The sequence below is a fragment of the Methylophilus sp. DMC14 genome (assembly GCF_056314085.1).
On record NZ_JBQUZA010000001.1, the window covers coordinates 167,120 to 186,134 of the forward strand.

Genomic DNA, 19,015 nt, shown 5'->3' on the forward strand with positions numbered 1-19,015 from the left:
CAAGTATGAAGTTTTTTGCCCCTCTCTTGCTTGGTGTGCCCGTTTTCGCGTTAGCGGGCAACCTCGCTTACATCACCAATCAAGGCAGTGACAGCGTATCCGTGCTGGACATCGCCAGCAAGCAAGTCACGCGTACCATTGCGGTGGGCAAAGCCCCAGTCGGGGTGGCTATCGCACCTAAAAAGCAGCGCGTGTATATCAGCAACGCTAATAGCCAAACAGTGTCAGTGATCAATAGCGCAACCCAACAAACGGTGCAAGAAATTCCGGTCAACGCCCAAGCCGTTGGCATTGCTTTAAGCCGCGACGAGAAAACCTTGTACGTGGCCGATTGGGGCGGCGAGCAAGTGATTGCAGTGGATACTGCGCATCCTGAAAAACAGCAAACCTTCAAAGCGGGCAAAACCCCTTCCGGCTTGCTGGTCAGTGCAGATAACAAAAAACTGTTTATCGCCAACCGCGACAGTAACGATGTCACCGTGGTCGATACCAAAACCTTAAAAACCATCGCGCAAGTGCCCGTTGGCCTTCATCCTTTTGCGCTGAGCTTGAGCCCGGATGGTAAAACCGTGTTTGTCGTTAATGTGGTCAGCAACACGCTCACCTTGCTTAATGTAGACACCTATCAGGCCAGCACCGTCAAAACCGGGCAGCACCCTTATGGCGTGGCGATCAGTCCAGATGGCCGTCGTGCTTACGTGAGCAACAATCACGCCGAAAGCGTGTCGGTGATTGATTTGACCAACGGCAACACTATCAAAACCATCGCCGTGGGCGAATATCCCGAGGGCATTGAATACGACAAGGCCAGCAATCAGGTACTAGTCGTCAACTGGGGTACTGACAATGTCTCCATCATTGATGCGCTCACGAATACCGTGACGCAAACGATCAGCAGTCCCAAGTTATGCCGCTCTTTCGGGCAATTTATTCTCGAAGCGAAATAGCAAGAAAAGGCCTGTGCAGAGCCGAAGCAATCTATTTTTTGATTTTTTCACAGGATGACCAATGAATTAGTCGCAAAGAAGTTTATTTTTGGGTAAAGTCTCGGATTGTTTTTTAAAACACTTTGACCGCTTACCGATCCACGCCGAGCTTTAGTTTTAAAAGCGTTTTAAAAGTCTGTAAATTTCAGGAGATATGTAATGAAAAAATTTCTAGGCATGATTGCAGTTTCTTTATTGCCGTTGATCCCACTCACCGCAGGTGCACACGGTGCAGCTGCCTTACGCTTTGAAAAAAGCGTCACCATCAAAGCGCCCGCTGCAAAAGTATGGGCATTGGTCAAAGATTTTGGTAACGAACAAGCCTGGAACTCAGGCGTTGCCTCTACAACCGTAGAACAGAAAAAAGATGAAAATGGTGACGACGCCACCTACCGCACCGTCAAACTGAAAAACGGCGGTGTTATGTACGAAAAACTGCGTTTCATTGATGACGCTGGCATGCGCGTTAAATACGAATATGTCTACGAAAAAAGTACATTACAGTTCACTAACTTTTACCCGATGATCACAGTCACCGCCAACGGCAATGACACCGTCGTTTCAATCAAAGGCAGCTATACGCGCGCTGACTCCTCCAACATTCCAAAACCTGAGCAAAACGATGATGCCGCCACCAAAGCACTCGACGACTTTTTTGACCCAAGTCTCGACAGCCTGAAAAAGGTTGCCGAATCGGGAAAGTAATTAGCCAGGGTTCTGGGAAAAAATCGCAAGGCAACAGTAAACCCTGGTGGAAATTCTGGTAAGTCTTACGTTGTAAACAACACTGTTTTTGCAAATCAGTCACTGCCAAAAGCAAGCGACTGGCCCAAGTAAAGGGATTGTGTACCACACAATCCCTTTTTTGCATTTAGCCGAACACCTGCCCAAAACCATCACCTCCCCTGTCACAGATGGGCAAAGCCTGTCACTTTCTGTCAACTTGGGCGATCACATACGCCAGCTTACTTTTTAAATTCAATTCAAAGAAATAAAGCAAAAAAACCCTTTAATTCATACTTTTCAATCAGTTACAAACCACAAAAGCGGATTGGCACACCTGTTGCTTTAGGGTTAGCCAACACTGTTAAAAAAGCAGTGAATTAAACAAAGAAGTAACTGACTTTAAACTTGACTTGAAGGAAAACATGATGAAAAAACACGCACAACAAGGTTTCACCCTGATTGAATTGATGATCGTGGTAGCGATTATTGGTATTTTGGCTTCTGTAGCGATCCCGGCTTACACAGATTATGTTCAATCAGCGCATGATGGCGCATGTATGGAAGAAGCTACAGCTTGGTCCAAGCGGGCATATACTCAATTAACTTTAGGCAACACACCAACGGCATACGCCATTACTGCTACTAGTAATTGTAGCGCTGCTCCAGCTGTTCCAACCGATGCGAGTAGCGCTGCTGCGTTGAATTTTACCCCTAGGTCTGGGACTGGTAAAACAGTTGCCTGCCTGATGAGTAATGCCGGCTCCTGCACACTTAACTAATTACTTGACAATTGAATCTCATTCAAATGACTATAGAAACCCCTGCATTGCAGGGGTTTCTTCATTAAAGAATCCAATTTATCGATCAGATATTAAATCGTTGAGGCCTTACAACAATCAAGTCAATGATATGACCTCACCGCTTCAGTTTAACTCTAACCACAAATCACCATTTTATTTTTTGCTAAACTTCCAAAAGTTTCCAAATTTAGAATAGATTACATGCTAGAAAGTATCATTAAACACCCGCAAGCACAAAATTGCCTTATCTGGATGCATGGCCTGGGCGCAGACGGCCATGACTTTGAGCCTGTCGTACAAATGTTCAACCTGCCCCATATCAAATTCATCCTACCCCACGCCCCCTATCGTCCAGTCACCCTGAATAACGGTTACGAAATGCGCGCCTGGTATGACATTTTTGGGCTACAGCCGGACAGCCCGCAAGATGAAGCCGGGATTAAAAGCATGCAAGCAACATTAAATGCGATGATAGAAGCCGAAATTGCGCAGGGCATCCCGGCGCACCGCATTTTACTGGCAGGGTTCTCGCAAGGCGGCGCGATGGCGTTACATACAGCAACGCGCTTTCCCCAAACGTTGGCAGGCGTACTGGCGCTTTCCACATACCTGCCCTTAAAGAGCCAGCTCTCTCAAGAAAAACACCCAGCCAACCAGCAATGCCCGATCTGGATGGCGCATGGGCGCGTTGATAGTGTAATCACACTGGCAACCGCGCAAGCGTCGCGGCAAACACTGGAGGCTGCTGGCTACGCGGTGGAATGGCATGAATACGATATGCCGCATAGTGTTTGCGACGAAGAGATCAACGATATCCGCCAATTTTTGCTCAAGGTGCTTCCGCCAGCGCAATAACCCAGCTTGAGAATAATCCCGCAAGCAGGGGGAGTTTTGTTAAAATAGCCAGCGTTTTCATAGGCCTATTTTCATGAGTGCTCCCAAAAAAACACCGTCTGCGGTGAGTGATCAACCCAGTTTTGCCGAACGCCTGGCGGCGCTAGAAACCATCGTCAAGCGCATGGAGTCAGGCGAATTGCCGCTGGAGGCCTCGCTGGCAGCCTATACTGAGGGCGTGCAATTGTTACAAGCTTGCCAGACCTCTTTAGAGCAAGCAGAACAAACCGTGATGCTGCTTAACCAACAACAGCAACTGACGCCCTTCGAAGCGAATTAACCCGCCAGCCACTTTCCTGTTTATTCATGACCACTTCTGCTTTTGTCTTTGATCACTGGGCACGCGCACATCAACAACATGTGGAGCAGGTGCTGTCTCGCCTCTTGCCAAGTGACCAAGTATTGCCTGAGCGCCTGCACCAGGCCATGCGTTATTCGGTGCTGGGTGGGGGTAAACGGGTCCGCGCCTTATTGAGTTATGCCGCAGCAGAACTGGCAGGCACCTCCAGAATGACGGCTGATGCCAGTGCGGCAGCTGTCGAGTTGATTCACGCCTTTTCATTGGTGCATGACGATATGCCATGCATGGATGACGACGATTTGCGTCGTGGCAAACCCAGCTGCCACAAGCAGTATGACGATGCCACGGCACTCTTGGTGGGTGATGCGCTGCAAAGCCTGGCGTTTGAATGCATTGCTGAGACGCAAGCGCCACAAGCGCTCAAGCAAGTGCAGGTACTGGCACAAGCGACCGGCTCACGTGGCATGTGTGGTGGTCAAAGCATCGATTTGCAGAGTACGGGCAAACGGTTGACGCGCGCTGAGTTAGAGACCATGCATCAATATAAAACTGGCGCGCTGATCCAGGCCGCAACACTGCTTGGCGCTTATGCGGCACCAGAAACAGCACCGGCATTAATTCAGTGTTTGGAGCAATACAGCCAAAAGATGGGTCTGGCATTTCAGGTCGTCGATGACATTCTCGATGCAACGGCAGATACGCAAACCCTGGGCAAAACAGCTGGCAAAGATGCGCTGCAAGACAAGTCCACCTATGTCAGCCTGCTGGGGCTGGAAGAGGCAAAAACGCTGGTAGAAGCACTTTATGCTGAAGCACTGCAATTATTGGCAGGCTATGGTGCCCAGGCGGATCCGCTGCGCGGGATTGCCAAATTTATTTGTGAGCGTCCTTTTTAATCATGACTTCACTGTTGTCCCGTATTCAATCCCCCACTGAGTTACGCGCACTCGAGCGCACACAACTCAAGGTGCTGGCCGCAGAACTGCGAGCATTTCTGATTCAAAGCGTCTCGCAAACAGGGGGGCATCTCGCCTCCAACCTTGGCGTCGTCGAACTGACCATTGCGCTGCATTACATTTACAACACGCCGGATGACCGTCTGGTATGGGATGTCGGCCATCAAACCTATCCGCACAAAATCCTGACTGGTAGACGCGAAGCCATGGCAAGCCTGCGCAAGGCGGGCGGGATTGCCGGTTTTCCCAAGCGCGACGAGAGTGAATACGACACCTTTGGCACCGGCCACTCCAGCACCTCGATTTCAGCGGCGCTAGGCATGGCGGTGGCCGCCAAAGCACAAGGACTGGATCGCCGCAGTGTTGCCATTATCGGCGATGGTGCCATGACCGCAGGCATGGCGTTTGAGGCGCTCAATAATGCGGGCGACATGGATACCAATATCCTGGTGATCCTCAATGACAACGACATGAGCATTTCCAACAATGTGGGAGCGCTCAACAATTACCTGGCCCGCCTGATGTCCGGCAAACTGTATGACAGCGTGCGCCGTAGCGGTAAAAAAGTGCTGGATATCATGCCGCCCGTGAAAGAATTTGCCAAACGCGCAGAAGAGCACGCCAAAGGCATGGTCACGCCTGGCACACTGTTTGAAGAGTTCGGGTTTAATTACATCGGCCCGATTGATGGCCACGATATAGACACGCTGGTGGATACGCTGGGCAATATCCGCCAATTACAAGGGCCGCAGTTCTTGCATGTGGTGACGCAAAAAGGCAAAGGCTATAGCCCGGCTGAAGATAATCCGAACAAATACCACGGCGTGAGCAAGTTTGACCCGGAAAATGGTCACAGCCCGATGCCTAGCGACCGTCCAACCTATACGCAAGTGTTTGGTGATTGGCTGGTAGACATGGCCGCAGCAGATGACAAACTGATAGGCATCACGCCTGCCATGTGTGATGGTTCCGGGCTCAACCGTTTTGCAGAGACGTATCCAGCACGCTATTTTGATGTCGGCATTGCTGAACAACACGCATTGACCTTTGCTGCTGGCATGGCGTGCGATGGCCTTAAGCCCGTAGTGGCGATCTACTCAACCTTTTTACAGCGCGCTTACGACCAATTGATCCACGATATTGCGCTGCAAAAACTGGATGTGTTACTGGCGATTGACCGTGCCGGGCTGGTCGGTGCCGATGGCCCCACCCATGCTGGCAGCTTTGATTTAAGCTTTTTGCGCTGCATCCCGGAGATCGTCATTATGGCACCCAGCGATGAAAACGAGTGCCGGCTGATGCTGTCTACCGGCTACCACTACCCTGGGACTGCGGCCGTGCGCTATCCGCGCGGCAGTGGCATCGGTGCCACCGTGTCGCCCACGTTAGCGACGCTAGCAATCGGCAAAGCCAGCCAAGTCAGACAGGGCGTAAAAGTGGCAATTCTGGCGTTTGGCAGCATGCTGGAGCCTGCATTACAAGCTGCAGAAGCTTTGAATGCCAGCGTGGTGAACATGCGCTTTATCAAACCGCTGGATGAAGCGATGGTGTTGCACATGGCGCAAACCCACGACTACCTGGTCACGGTGGAAGAAAACGCTGTTCAGGGTGGAGCTGGCGCTGCCGTCATGGAGTGCTTGCAGTCGCATGGCGTGGTGAAAGCCATCCGCTGCCTGGGACTTCCTGACCGTTTTATTGATCACGGCAAACATGAAACTATGCTTGCGGATTGTGGTCTAGACGAGACCGGTATACGCTTGGCTATTGAGAAATTAATTTCCGAGTAGTAAACTCAACTATTAACTAACAGGCGGGCATCCCCGCTATGGAACCCTAATGAATCAACCCGTGATCCCCACAACGATTGAAGACGTACAAAATACGCCTGACGTGCGTCGTCTGGACATCAACAAAGTCGGCATCAAATCTATCCGTCACCCTGTGATTGTCAAAGACAAAACAGGCGGCGAACAACATACCGTAGCGATGTTTGATATGTTTGTGCACTTGCCGCACAATTTTAAAGGCACGCATATGTCTCGCTTTGTCGAGATATTGAACATGAACGAGCGTGCCATCTCGATTGATTCATTTGAAACCATCTTGCGCCAAATGGTTGAGCGCCTGGAGGCTGAATCAGGCTATGTGGAAATGCGTTTCCCTTACTTCATCAACAAAGCGGCGCCAGTATCTGGCGTGAAAAGCCTGCTTGATTATGAAGTAACGTTTATCGGTGAAATCAAAAACGGCCAGTTCGAGATTACCGTCAAAGTCATGGTGCCAGTGACCAGCCTGTGCCCATGCAGCAAGAAGATTTCTGACTACGGCGCACATAATCAGCGCTCACATGTGACTGTGACTGCATTATTGAGCGAGTTTATGTGGCTGGAAGACCTGGTAACCCTGATTGAAGAACAAGCCTCTTGCCAGTTGTATGGTCTGCTCAAGCGTCCAGATGAAAAATTCGTTACCGAGCGTGCCTATGACAATCCAAAATTTGTCGAGGATATGGTGCGTGACGTCGCAGCACAACTCAATGATGAAAAACGCATCATCAAATACGTTGTTGAATCTGAAAATTTCGAGTCTATCCACAATCACTCGGCTTATGCATTAATTGAGAAGGATAAAAGAGACAATAAATAGCACCCGACTCGAAATTTCAGTGGAGGCTAACATCTCTTCGATGTTAAGCGAAGCGGCCGAAACTAAAACTTTGAGAGTATTCACAACCACAGTGCTTATGCGTTAATTGAAAAAGACAAACGTCTTTCATAAACAACGCATGCAAATAAAAACGGCCTATCAGGCCGTTTTTATATCTGCTGAACTGTAGGTACTAATGACTAAACATGCCATTGCGCGCATAAGGTTGGTGCAGATGCAGGCCCACCGCCACGATGATCGCCCCCAGGAGCGGAAACAGCGCCGCTAGCGTAAACGTTAATTGGCCGCCTAAATACTGCAAAGCAAAGCCCCCGAGTAAGCCACCCAGCGCGCCACCTACCCCGTACGCCACACTGTTATATATGGCCTGCCCTTTGGCCTGGTGACGGCCATTAAAATATTGCGTCACCACCTCGACCGAGGCCGCATGAAAACTGCCAAAGGTAAACGCATGCAGGGTTTGCGCCAGTAACAACAACCACAGTTGATCTGGCACCAGACCCATCATGGTAAAGCGCACCACGCCAATCAGCAGGCTCACCAGCAAAATGGTTTTGAGTTTAAAGCGTGCCATGATCCAGGGCATTTTCATGAAAATGCCAATTTCGCAAATCACGCCTAGCGACCATAACCAGCCGATCATGCCTTTGCTATAGCCATGCTCGGCCAGATAAATCGAATAAAAGTTATACATGAGCCCATGCGCGGTCACCATCATGGCGCAGCCAATCAGCAGCGACATCACGGCAGGCTGCTTCAGAATTTGCCACACTGAAAAATCATCCTGCGCATGCGGTGGAACATGCGCCTCAGGTAATAACCAGGTCAGGCCAAACAAGCTGCATTGCACCAGCAGAATAAACCAGAGCAGGCTGCCTATGCCAAACCAGTCCGTCAGGTAACCGAGTAAGACTGAGGCCACAATAAAGCCCCAGGAGCCCCACAAACGAATTTTGCTGTAGTGACCGTTGGTGCTGGCCAAATGCGCCAGTACCAGCGACTCCGACAGCGGCAAGGTGGAGCTGGTAAATAAACTTAAGGCGACCATGACAATAAACATGGTCTTGAAATCATGGGCCCAAAAGATGGCGACAAATCCCAGCAAGCCGAGAAACGCGGTCAGGCGTATCCAGCGTACACGTTGCCGGGTATGGTCAGCCAGCCAGCCCCACAGATTGGGCGCGACGATCCGGCTCAACTGAAACAGCGACATGAGGATGCCGATATCGGCAGGACTGAAGGATTCGGCCGTCAGATAAAGCCCCCAGTAGGGAACGAACGCACCGACGAAAAAGTAGTAGATGAAATAAAAGCGCGACAGATTAAAGTGTAAGGCGTGGCTCATGACAGTTGTGCGCTTTAAAGGTCACCGCCCAGGCGCAGGCCATGGGCGGGTGAAATTACAGACGAGGCGTGTTTGAATGTACGTCCGCATTCTGGCCACGATGACGCAGGGCATGATCCATCAGCACCAATGCCAGCATCGCCTCAACGATAGGCGTGGCCCGGATGCCGACACAAGGGTCATGACGACCCGTGGTTTGCATCATGATCGCCTCGCCAGACTGATTAATTGAACGACGCGCTTGCGGGATACTGGACGTGGGCTTGAACGCGACATTGACCACAATGTCCTGACCGCTGGAAATGCCGCCCAAAATGCCCCCGGCATGGTTGGTGGCAAACCCTTCTGGCGTCAACTCATCACAATGCTCGCTGCCGCGCTGGGCAATCGAATCAAACCCGGCACCGATTTCCACACCTTTGACGGCGTTAATGCCCATCATCGCATGCGCAATATCGGCATCCAGACGGTCGAAAATCGGTTCGCCCAGACCAACCGGCACGCGTTCGGCCACCACAGTAATCTGAGCACCGACAGAATCGCGCTCGCTACGGATCTGGTCCATATAAGCTTCAAGTTGCGGCAACATCTCGACATTGGGGGCAAAGAAAGCATTGCCCTCGTGTGCCAGCGCTTCCCAGCCCACAAACGGCACCTTGATTTCACCGAGTTGGCTCAAATAGCCGCGGATTTCTACGCCGTATTGTTGCTTGAGCCATTTTTTGGCAATGGCGCCGGCGGCTACACGCACCGCTGTTTCACGCGCACTGGAACGGCCACCGCCACGGTAATCGCGAATGCCGTATTTCTGGGCATAGGTATAATCCGCATGGCCAGGACGGAAAGTGTCCATGATTTTGCTGTAATCCTGCGAGCGCTGATCGGTATTGCGAATCAGCAGGCCAATCGGTGTGCCCGTCGTTTTGCCTTCAAACACGCCAGACAAAATCTCAACCTCATCGGCTTCAGCCCGTTGTGTGACGTGGCGTGAAGTCCCTGGTTTGCGGCGATCAAGATCGACTTGCAAATCGGCCGCACTCAATTCCAGCCCTGGTGGACAGCCATCCACAATCCCGCCAATGGCCGGACCATGCGATTCGCCGAATGAGGTCAGGGTAAACAGGGTGCCGATGGTATTGCCAGACATGTGAACTCTCACTGAATAATTTTGTTTATTTTATCATAGACTGCCTGCGACCCCGCCCACGGGTTGATTTCCGGGCCTTGAACGCTTATGCTGAAACGGCTTATTGATCTGGGACCATGATGGCTAAACGCAAGCACCCGCACCGCAAACATCGCCTGTTAGGCAAGCCGCAAACCGGCATCGACACGAACACGCAAACAGAGTCAACCGCCGCCTGCATTCATAAAATTTGCTACAACACGCAAGCGCTAGTCGCGCAGCAACTGACGATGCACGACATTGTCGACTGGCAAGCCCCTGCCGGGCATGTCGCCTGGATTAACGTGCACGGCGTGCTGGATATCCCTTTGTTACAAGCGGTTGCCCGCCGCTTCAAACTGCACCCGCTGGTACTGGACGATATTTTAAATACCGAACAGCGTCCCAAACTGGATACCTACCCCGACTACCTGTTTCTGGAAACGCGCCTGTTTTACTATGATGCTGAAAGCATGAGTGTGAGCTCCGAGCAAATCAGCATGGCCTTGGGTCGTGAGTGGCTGCTGACTTTTCAGGAAAGGCCCTCTGGCAGTTTTGAGCCCGTGCGCGAGCGCTTGCGCCAGGGCCAGGCCTTGCTGCGTCAAAGTGGCCCGGACTACTTGTGCTATACCCTGCTAGATAGCTTGATGGAACGTTACTTTCAGGTGCTGGAGGCCATCAATGAGGATGCCGAACAACTCGAAGCCCATTTGCTTAACCAGCCCACGCCGGAAGACCTGCAGAATATCCACCGCCTCAAACATGTGTCCATCCAGCTCAGACGGGCAGTATGGCCCTTGCGAGAAGTGCTCAATAGCTTGATCCGCAATGAACACGGATTCTTTAGTCCGCAAACTGTACCTTACCTGCGCGACCTGTATGATCACACCGTGCATTTCACCGAGTCGCTGGAAGCGATCCGTGACACCTTGAGTGGACTCATGGATATTTACATGACCAGCCTGAGTCAGCGCGTCAACCTGGAAGTACGGGCATTGACCGTGGTCGCCATGCTGTTTATGCCAGCGACACTGATTGCGGGGATTTTTGGCATGAACTTCAATGAAATGCCATGGCTCAAGGAGCCAAACGGCTTTTGGTGGGCGATGTTGATGATGCTGGGCATTGCCTTGGCCATGCTGCTAGTTTTCTGGCGGCGGCAGTGGTTAAGCAGCCGCCGTGAAGCTTAGTGGCGCTCAGGCAAGCGTCGCCAGCGGTTGCCGGTTCAATTGCCTGAACACATCCTGCAGCTCGAAGTAAAGCGCCAGATAGTCATGGGCGGCGGCACTTTGTGCGTCATACTCAAACACATGCTGGCCCATGCGCAGACTTTCGCTCAAGGCAGCATGCTCACCAATTTTGGTCATGAGCAGCTCCTGACCAAACAGGCGGCGCATTTCCTGCTCCACCTCAGTGGTCATGCTCTTGCGTGACTCGGCACGCGTGAGCAGGTAGCGGCGCGCGATCTTGCGCTTGAGCACGGGCTGCAAGGCATTGAGCGCCTTGTCCATCCTGACCGCAGAATGAATCGATAAATAATCCGTGGTCACAGGGACCACGACCAAGTCACTGGCAAACACGGCACTTAATGAAATCACCCCCATGTACGGGCAGCAATCCATCACCACCGTTAACGCCGGCTGCTGTTGTGCCAGGGTGTCCAAGCCCGCATTCAACTTACTCAGGGTCGCCGGTCCACGGCCAAATTGCGAATCGAGCTTGCTCAACGCATGATTGGCCGTAATCACTTGCAAACCATTACGTAGCGGTTGAACCAGGTTGGCGACAGCGGTGCCACGCTCATAAAAATCGAGCAGGCTGGACTGAACATTCAACCCTGTGTGCTTATAGATCTCGGTCAATCTTGCCTGCGGATCCATATCCAGCAACAACGCTGGACGTTGTTTGCGCTGGTAGGCGGCGGCCAGATTTAGCGCAGTCGTCGTCGCCCCAACTCCGGCTTTCTGATTAAGAATGGCAATTTTTAACATGAGGGTATGAATGCAAAGTCGCGCTTGAGGAAATCATTTCAGACCTGGATATTTCAGACCTAGATGCGCACTATCATAAACGATGTTGCCAGTAGAGACCACCCCGCACCGCCTGTGCAAGCAACAAAGCCGGGCGCACAAAGCAAACAGTACAAAAAAAGAAACCCGCAAAAGCGGGTTAAAAGGGGGTTTGGATCAGGAGGAAATCAATGCTAGTCGTTGAAAATCAACTAAACCTAGCCATCAAACAAAACATTTTGTGTTTCGTTTAAAGATGTGTTCAGTATAGGGAGGAGTTATTGCAGTTATTTGACCAAGCTGTAACTGAATTGTAAAAGACAAAATTCAATTGTTATTAAATTGTAACTTTAATAAAAACAACAACTTGCAAGAATCGCTTGAAAAACTGTTTTAAAAAAACAGTCAAAAAGGGAATAGCCGTTAGTCTAGCAGAAGGCGACTCGCCAGACTAACGGCTTTGATCAGACACGGGAATTAGCTAAAAAAATCGCGTGCTTTATCGACCCAACTTTTGTTCTTAGGGCTATGTTTGCCCGCATCCGCCTGGGTGCTGTTCTCAAACTCGCGCAACAACTCTTTTTGCTTCTCGGTCAGGCGCACCGGTGTTTCAACCACCACATGCACCATGAGATCGCCATGCTCGCTAGAGCGCAAAGGCTTGATGCCCTTGCCACGCAAACGGAACACGCTGCCGGTCTGTGTTTCTGCTGGAATCTTCATTTTGGCAGCGCCATCCAGAGTCGGCACTTCGATTTCGCCGCCCAGCGCAGCGGTACTGAAGCTGATCGGCATCTCGCAATGCAGGTTTGCACCATCGCGCTGGAAGATCGGATGTTCCTTGAGGTGGACCACCACGTACAAATCACCAGTTGGCCCCCCGTTGACGCCAGCCTCCCCTTCACCGCTTAAACGAATACGGTCGCCTTCATCCACACCGGCCGGAATTTTCACGTTCAGTGTCTTGTTCTGTTTGACGCGTCCATTGCCATGGCAAGTGGGGCAAGGGTCTTTCACCATCTTGCCGGTGCCGTGACACTTGGGACATGTCTGCTGCACAGAGAAAAAGCCCTGCTGCATGCGCACCTGACCATGTCCGTTACAAGTGGTACAAGTGACCGGAGAGGTACCAGGCCGTGCGCCAGAGCCATGACAGGTTTCACAGGTGGCTTGCACCGGAATACGGATTTTGGTTTCGGTGCCGCGCGCCGCCTCTTCAAGCGAAATTTCGAGGTTATACCGCAAATCTGCGCCACGGTAGACGTTGGAACGCTGATTGCGTCCACCGCCGAAAATATCGCCGAAAATATCGCCAAAAGCATCACTGAATCCACCACCACCGAAGCCGCCAAAGCCAGCGCCGCCGCCCATGCTCGGGTCTACCCCGGCGTGACCATATTGGTCGTAAGCGGCGCGTTTTTGCTCATCGCTGAGCACTTCATAGGCTTCTTTTGCTTCCTTAAAGCTCTCTTCGGCTTTAGGGTTATCCGGGTTACGGTCCGGGTGAAACTTCATCGCCAGCTTTTTAAAGGCTTTTTTAATTTCCTCATCGCTGGCGTCCCGGTTCACACCGAGTACTTCATAATAGTCTTTTTTTGCAGCTGCCATTGCTTGCCTTTTTCATGTCCAGTTAACAGCGTCTAGAAATGCGAAAGTCGTTAGCCTGCAAGAGGACTAACGACTATTCGCCTGCCGTGTCGAATTAGTCCTTTTTCACTTCTTCGAACTCGGCATCGACCACATCGCCTTCCACGGTTTTTTCACCTTGGGGCTGTGCGCTCTCTGTATTAGCTTGAGCCTGTTGCTCAGCGTATACCTTCTCGCCCAGTTTTTGCGAAGCTTCCATTAATGCATTGGTTTTGGCTTCAATGTCTGCCTTGTCATCGCCTTTGCCCACGTCTTCCAGCGCTTTGATGGCGTCTTCGATCTTGGCTTTTTCATCGGCCTCCATCTTGTCGCCATGCTCACCCAGCGATTTTTTCACGCTGTGCAATACACTGTCAGCCTGGTTACGGGCATCGACCAGTTCACGCAGTTTCTTGTCTTCGTCCGCATATTTGGCCGCATCTTCTTCCATGCGCTGAATTTCTTCTTCAGACAAGCCAGAGTTTGCCTTGATGGTGATTTTGTTTTCTTTGCCGGTTGCCTTATCTTTGGCAGACACATGCAGAATACCGTTGGCATCGATATCAAAAGTCACTTCAATCTGCGGCATGCCACGTGGTGCGGGTGGAATATCACTCAGATTAAACTGGCCCAGGCTCTTGTTACCTGAGGCCATTTCACGCTCACCTTGCAGCACGTGAATGGTCACGGCATTCTGGTTGTCTTCAGCAGTCGAGAACACTTGCGAAGCCTTAGTCGGGATCGTGGTGTTTTTCTTGATCAGCTTGGTCATCACGCTGCCCAGGGTTTCGATGCCCAGTGACAATGGGGTCACATCCAGCAGCAATACGTCTTTGACATCGCCTTTCAACACGCCGCCCTGAATCGCAGCACCTACCGCCACAGCTTCATCCGGGTTCACGTCTTTACGTGGCTCCTTGCCAAAAATCTCTTTCACTTTTTCTTGCACTTTAGGCATACGGCTCTGACCACCGACTAAAATCACGTCAGAGATGTCAGAAGGCGACACGCCTGCGTCTTTCAATGCCATTTTGCAAGGCGCCATGGTGCGCTCGATCAGGTCTTCCACCAGGGATTCAAGTTTGGCGCGGGTGATTTTGACCACCAAGTGCTTAGGACCCGTTGCATCTGCCGTGATGTACGGCAGGTTGACTTCTGTCTGTTGTGCGCCGGACAACTCGATCTTGGCTTTTTCAGCTGCCTCTTTCAGACGCTGTTTAGCCAGCAAGTCGTTGCGCAGGTCCAGGCCGTTCTCTTTCTTGAACTCATCTGCCAGGAAGTCGATGATACGGTTATCAAAGTCTTCACCACCCAAGAAAGTGTCACCGTTGGTAGACAACACTTCGAACTGGTGCTCGCCATCAATCTCAGTAATTTCGATAATCGAAATATCGAACGTACCACCACCCAGGTCATACACCGCGATCTTGCGGTCGCCTTCCTGTTTGTCCAAACCAAACGCCAATGCGGCAGCGGTTGGCTCGTTGATAATCCGTTTCACTTCCAGACCGGCAATACGGCCTGCATCTTTGGTGGCCTGGCGCTGACTGTCGTTAAAGTAAGCAGGCACGGTAATCACGGCCTCGGTCACTTCTTCGCCCAAATAGTCTTCAGCAGTTTTCTTCATCTTGCGCAGCACTTCTGCGGAGATTTGTGGCGGCGCCTGTTTTTTGCCGCGTACTTCGACCCAAGCGTCACCATTGTCGGCTTTGGCAATGGTGTAAGGCATGAGGTCGATGTCTTTTTGCACTTCTTTTTCGTCAAAGCGACGGCCAATCAGACGCTTCACCGCAAACAGGGTGTTTTTCGGGTTGGTCACGGCCTGACGTTTAGCAGGGGCACCGACCAGAATCTCGCCATCTTCCTGATAAGCGATGATAGAAGGTGTGGTACGCGCACCTTCAGCGTTTTCAATCACACGAGGTTTCCCGCCTTCCATCACTGCCACGCAGGAGTTGGTGGTCCCCAAGTCAATCCCGATAATCTTTGCCATAGTCGTTATCCTTATCCTTTAAATTTGGTTAATCTCAATCTCTGATGCACTGAACATTGGGACATCTCTACAGATTTCAAGTCCCTGTTCACAATATGGATTATTTTGCCTGAATCACGGTCACCAGCGCTGGACGCAACACGCGCTCATTCAGGCTGTAGCCTTTTTGCAAGACGCTTAATACCGTATTGGGCTCACCCTCTGCTGGCACCATGCTGATGGCTTGATGCTTGTTCGGGTCAAACTTCTCACCCACCGGGTTGATTTCAGCAATATTGAATTTCTCAAATACGCTCAATAGTTGTTTTGCAGTCAGTTCTACGCCATTTTTGTAGCTATCCACATCGGCGTTCTCTACCGCCAACGCGGCATCGAGGCTGTCCTTCACTGCCAGCAACTCACCACTGAATTTTTCGAGCGCAAATTTACGCGCCTTATCAATATCGTCAGCAGCGCGGCGACGAATATTCTCGCCTTCGGCTTTCACATACAGCACCTGCGCCTTGGCTTCTTCCAGCGCTGATTCGAGTTCGGCAATGCGGGCATCTTGAGTATCGTTCGTGAGATCTGGTGTGGTTTGGCCATCAGGCTGGCTGTTGATTGGCTCAGCCGCTGATGCGTTATTTTCTTCTTGCATATTGCTCCCCTAAGATTTATTACGGTATTTTTTGCAAATGGGGAGCAGTCGCAGAGATTTCAAGGGCCATCAGATAAAATTTAGGGCGCTATCTTGGGTTGATGTGCTTGAAACGTCATCCTTGCCCAAAAGAAAAATCGAGATTTGACTCAAGCCAAGAAGTAGCAATATATCTTGCATCTTCTTGGCTGATTGTTTGGCGGCTTCCAAGATAGAATCAAACATGTATTTGATATGAGATGCTGCCACCATGTCATCGATATTTAAACATCGAGGATTTACTCTGGTCGAGCTTGTTTGCACCATTGCCATTTTGGGTATTCTTGCTGCATCTGCGCTTCCACGCTTTGCGAATGTTGCAAGCAGTGCCCGAATTTCGACTTTATATGCTTTTAAGGGCACAATTATACAGGCAGCTACAATGGGTAGAAGCATGTGTTTTTTGGATCCTGAATGCAATATGAACGCAGATGGTGGGCAATTTCCGACTACGGTGATAGAAGGCAAGACGATTTATTTTCATTATGGATATCCGACCGGATGGGGTCGTTTTTTTGTAGACGATGGTGTCGGTAGTCTTAGAGATTTAATGGATATCACGGGCTTCAGTTACACACAGCATCAAGGCGGTTCTTTCCAGACTGTATATACCAAAGATGGTGCAACAGACCCACAAAATTGCAAAGTGATTTATCAATTGAGCCCAGATGGCCAGCCACCATTGATGTCCGTCAGCTTAGTCACCAGCGGCTGTTGATAGCCCGGCCATCAGTGTTGATAATGCGTCCGGCACGAATCACGCAATTGGAGCCAGCATGGCTATCACATCGTTCACTAACGGCATTAACCCAGCCCCACCGAGATTCATCGCAGGTGAAACTCGCCCAGCTGCCACTCCCGTGTAAGCTGGCTCAGTATCCGTATACAGGGCCACAACAGGCACATTTAATGCCGCGGCCAGGTGAGAAAGCCCAGTATCAACACCAACAGCGAACCGCACATGAACCATGCGACGAGCGAGTGTTTGCAGATCCATTTGGGGCAGTACCAGCGCATCTGGCACTTGCCCTGCAATGCGTAATGCACGTTGATGCTCCATGTCGTTGCCCCAAGGCAGCCACATTTGCAATCCTTGCCGCGCATAATACTGCCCCAAGGCAACCCAATGAGTTTCTGGCCATAGTTTGCTATCGCGGCTGGTAGCATGGAGAGCGAGAAATGCCATGCTATTGGCATCTGGACATTGCGCAGACAGTCCGTAATTGGGCTTTTCCAATGGCATCGCATAATGAAGTGCGCTGGCCGCCAGGGTGCGCATCCGAATCACGGCATGCTGCCGGTAGGGAATCGCATAGGTGTGCTGATAAAAGCGGCTGGCCATAGGCTCACGAATGGAATGCTGATCATAGCCATGGCGCGGACCACGTGCCCAGGTGGCCATCACCGCACTTTTGAGCAGGCCTTGCAAATCAAGCACGGCATCATAAGGTTGCGCCGCGACGGCCTGTTTGACAGCCGAGATTTCCCGCCAGGTCTGCCAACGCCACCACTGCTTGCGCCAGCGGCGTACTGCGACGGTAAATACTTGCTTCACCTGCGGATGCAATCTTGGAATATCGGCAAAACTTTCTTCTACCAGCCAGTCAATCTGCGCATCGGGATGATGCTGCAAGAGATCTTCCACCACCGGCAAAGCGTGGATAACATCCCCCATAGAGGTGGTTTTGACGATCAAGATGCGTTTCATGGCCGCTATTTTCGCATACAATGCCAGCGCATGAAGTTTGCGTTTCTCATATTCAAATACTTTCCCTACGGCGGTGTGCAGCGTGACATGCTGCGTATTGCCCGCGACTGTGTGGCATTGGGACACGAAGTCACCATTTTTACCGGCGAATGGCGTGGCGAACAACCATCAGGCATACACATCCGCTTGCTCAAGGCCCGCGGTTGGCTCAATCATCACCGACACACCTCGCTGATCCGCCAGATGCAGCAAGGGATTGCGCAAGGCAAGTTTGACCGTATTGTCGGCTTTAACCGCATGCCGGGGCTGGATGTCTATTTCGCCGCCGATCCCTGCTATGCCGAACGCATGTCACGCGAACCCTGGTATAAAAAATTGTCTGGCCGTTACCGCTTTTTTTCTGCCATGGAGCAGGCCGTGTTTGGCCCCCAGGCAGGCACACAGATTTTGCTGCTTAACCAGCATGACCAGGCGATTTTTCAGCGTTGGTATGGTACCGACCAGGCACGCTTTCACCTGATCCCGCCCAATATCCCGCTGCAGCGATTTGCTGACTTAGCCGCCCAGGATGACCGCGCCTATGTGCGCCAGGCATTTGCGTTACCAGAAGACGCCATCGTCTTGCTCACCGTCGGTTCGGCTTTTTTGCGCAAAGGCGTGGACCGTGCAATCAACGCCTTGAGCAGCCTGCCAGAGACACTCAAGCAACGTTGCTGGCTAATCGCCGTCGGAGAGTTTGAATCCAGCAGCAATATGCAGGCCTATGCTGCTGAGCGTGGTGTCGCCGACCGTTGTATTGAAGCTGGGGGCCGCCCGGATATCCCGGCGCTCATGCTAGGCTGCGATGTGCTCATACACGCCGCGCGCTCAGAACTGGCCGGCATCGTCATCATTGAAGCGATGACGGCCGGTTTGCCGCAATTGGTGACCAGTGTGTGCGGCTATGCGAGCTATGTTGCCGCTGCCGGGGCAGGAGAAGTATTGCCTGAACCGTTTGATCAGGCCGTGATGAACCGCACTTTGCAGACCATGCTCACCAGCTTGCCGCAACAACGCTGGGGCCAACAGGCCCGCGCATACGTCGCCCAACTGGCCGCCAAACAGGTCTCAGCGCCTGAAGCCCGCATCATTGAGGCTGCTTCAAGCCGCCGCCCACTTTAACC

Annotated in this window: 18 protein-coding genes and 1 pseudogene; 12 read left to right on the plus strand and 7 right to left on the minus strand. The window is 51.5% G+C overall.

Annotated elements, in window-relative coordinates:
- The first annotated feature begins 5 nt into the window (after positions 1–5).
- The 8 genes from ACT53C_RS00855 (at position 6) to folE2 (ending at position 7,309) form a co-directional block, all read left to right on the plus strand.
- Complete coding sequence (locus ACT53C_RS00855; protein ID WP_476144381.1) at positions 6–947, plus strand: YVTN family beta-propeller repeat protein; 942 nt, start codon at positions 6–8, stop codon at positions 945–947.
- Positions 948–1,145: 198 nt separating this feature from the next.
- Positions 1,146–1,691, plus strand: coding sequence for an SRPBCC family protein (locus ACT53C_RS00860; RefSeq protein ID WP_476144382.1), 546 nt, complete (start codon positions 1,146–1,148; stop codon positions 1,689–1,691).
- A 443-nt stretch (positions 1,692–2,134) separates the two neighbouring features.
- Positions 2,135–2,491 (plus strand): type IV pilin protein, encoded by a 357-nt coding sequence (locus tag ACT53C_RS00865; RefSeq protein WP_476144383.1) that lies wholly within the window; start codon positions 2,135–2,137, stop codon positions 2,489–2,491.
- A gap of 222 nt (positions 2,492–2,713) precedes the next feature.
- Positions 2,714–3,367 carry an alpha/beta hydrolase gene (locus tag ACT53C_RS00870; protein WP_476144384.1) on the plus strand — a complete coding sequence of 218 codons (654 nt, stop codon included), beginning with the start codon at positions 2,714–2,716 and terminating at the stop codon, positions 3,365–3,367.
- A 73-nt stretch (positions 3,368–3,440) separates the two neighbouring features.
- On the plus strand, positions 3,441–3,686 hold the full coding sequence (locus ACT53C_RS00875; RefSeq protein WP_194748651.1) for an exodeoxyribonuclease VII small subunit: 246 nt from the start codon (positions 3,441–3,443) through the stop codon (positions 3,684–3,686).
- A gap of 26 nt (positions 3,687–3,712) precedes the next feature.
- Complete coding sequence (locus tag ACT53C_RS00880) at positions 3,713–4,603, plus strand: polyprenyl synthetase family protein (protein WP_476144385.1); 891 nt, start codon at positions 3,713–3,715, stop codon at positions 4,601–4,603.
- A gap of 2 nt (positions 4,604–4,605) precedes the next feature.
- Positions 4,606–6,450 (plus strand): 1-deoxy-D-xylulose-5-phosphate synthase, encoded by a 1,845-nt coding sequence (dxs, locus tag ACT53C_RS00885; protein WP_476144386.1) that lies wholly within the window; start codon positions 4,606–4,608, stop codon positions 6,448–6,450.
- A 49-nt stretch (positions 6,451–6,499) separates the two neighbouring features.
- Positions 6,500–7,309, plus strand: coding sequence for a GTP cyclohydrolase FolE2 (folE2, locus tag ACT53C_RS00890; RefSeq protein ID WP_476144387.1), 810 nt, complete (start codon positions 6,500–6,502; stop codon positions 7,307–7,309).
- A 193-nt stretch (positions 7,310–7,502) separates the two neighbouring features.
- Here the strand turns inward: folE2 and ACT53C_RS00895 are convergent, their stop codons facing one another.
- Complete coding sequence (locus ACT53C_RS00895) at positions 7,503–8,675, minus strand: MFS transporter (protein WP_379074735.1); 1,173 nt, start codon at positions 8,673–8,675, stop codon at positions 7,503–7,505.
- A gap of 55 nt (positions 8,676–8,730) precedes the next feature.
- Positions 8,731–9,822 (minus strand): chorismate synthase, encoded by a 1,092-nt coding sequence (gene aroC / locus ACT53C_RS00900; protein ID WP_275356308.1) that lies wholly within the window; start codon positions 9,820–9,822, stop codon positions 8,731–8,733.
- 119 nt (positions 9,823–9,941) lie between these two features.
- On the opposite strand from aroC, the gene corA reads away from it, so the two are divergent.
- On the plus strand, positions 9,942–11,030 hold the full coding sequence (gene corA / locus ACT53C_RS00905) for a magnesium/cobalt transporter CorA (protein ID WP_476144925.1): 1,089 nt from the start codon (positions 9,942–9,944) through the stop codon (positions 11,028–11,030).
- A 6-nt stretch (positions 11,031–11,036) separates the two neighbouring features.
- On the opposite strand, the gene ACT53C_RS00910 is transcribed toward corA, so the two are convergent.
- From ACT53C_RS00910 to grpE, 4 genes are all read right to left on the minus strand, one after another.
- The gene (locus ACT53C_RS00910; protein WP_338655286.1) at positions 11,037–11,831 is read right to left on the minus strand and encodes a ParA family protein; all 795 of its coding nucleotides are present in this window, start codon (positions 11,829–11,831) and stop codon (positions 11,037–11,039) included.
- A 495-nt stretch (positions 11,832–12,326) separates the two neighbouring features.
- Positions 12,327–13,457 (minus strand): molecular chaperone DnaJ, encoded by a 1,131-nt coding sequence (gene dnaJ, locus ACT53C_RS00915; protein WP_194748658.1) that lies wholly within the window; start codon positions 13,455–13,457, stop codon positions 12,327–12,329.
- A gap of 94 nt (positions 13,458–13,551) precedes the next feature.
- Positions 13,552–15,468 carry a molecular chaperone DnaK gene (dnaK, locus tag ACT53C_RS00920; RefSeq protein WP_476144388.1) on the minus strand — a complete coding sequence of 639 codons (1,917 nt, stop codon included), beginning with the start codon at positions 15,466–15,468 and terminating at the stop codon, positions 13,552–13,554.
- Positions 15,469–15,568: 100 nt separating this feature from the next.
- Positions 15,569–16,105, minus strand: a complete 537-nt coding sequence (grpE, locus tag ACT53C_RS00925; RefSeq protein WP_275356311.1) for a nucleotide exchange factor GrpE — start codon at positions 16,103–16,105, stop codon at positions 15,569–15,571.
- 250 nt (positions 16,106–16,355) lie between these two features.
- On the opposite strand from grpE, the pseudogene ACT53C_RS00930 reads away from it, so the two are divergent.
- Positions 16,356–16,415: pseudogene (locus ACT53C_RS00930) on the plus strand (type II secretion system protein); the annotation flags it as partial.
- Between the two features lie 123 nt (positions 16,416–16,538).
- Positions 16,539–16,862 (plus strand): hypothetical protein, encoded by a 324-nt coding sequence (locus ACT53C_RS00935; protein WP_476144948.1) that lies wholly within the window; start codon positions 16,539–16,541, stop codon positions 16,860–16,862.
- 39 nt (positions 16,863–16,901) lie between these two features.
- Here the strand turns inward: ACT53C_RS00935 and waaC are convergent, their stop codons facing one another.
- Positions 16,902–17,852 (minus strand): lipopolysaccharide heptosyltransferase I, encoded by a 951-nt coding sequence (gene waaC / locus ACT53C_RS00940; RefSeq protein ID WP_476144389.1) that lies wholly within the window; start codon positions 17,850–17,852, stop codon positions 16,902–16,904.
- A gap of 30 nt (positions 17,853–17,882) precedes the next feature.
- On the opposite strand from waaC, the gene ACT53C_RS00945 reads away from it, so the two are divergent.
- On the plus strand, positions 17,883–19,013 hold the full coding sequence (locus ACT53C_RS00945; protein WP_476144390.1) for a glycosyltransferase family 4 protein: 1,131 nt from the start codon (positions 17,883–17,885) through the stop codon (positions 19,011–19,013).
- Positions 19,014–19,015 lie beyond the last annotated feature (2 nt).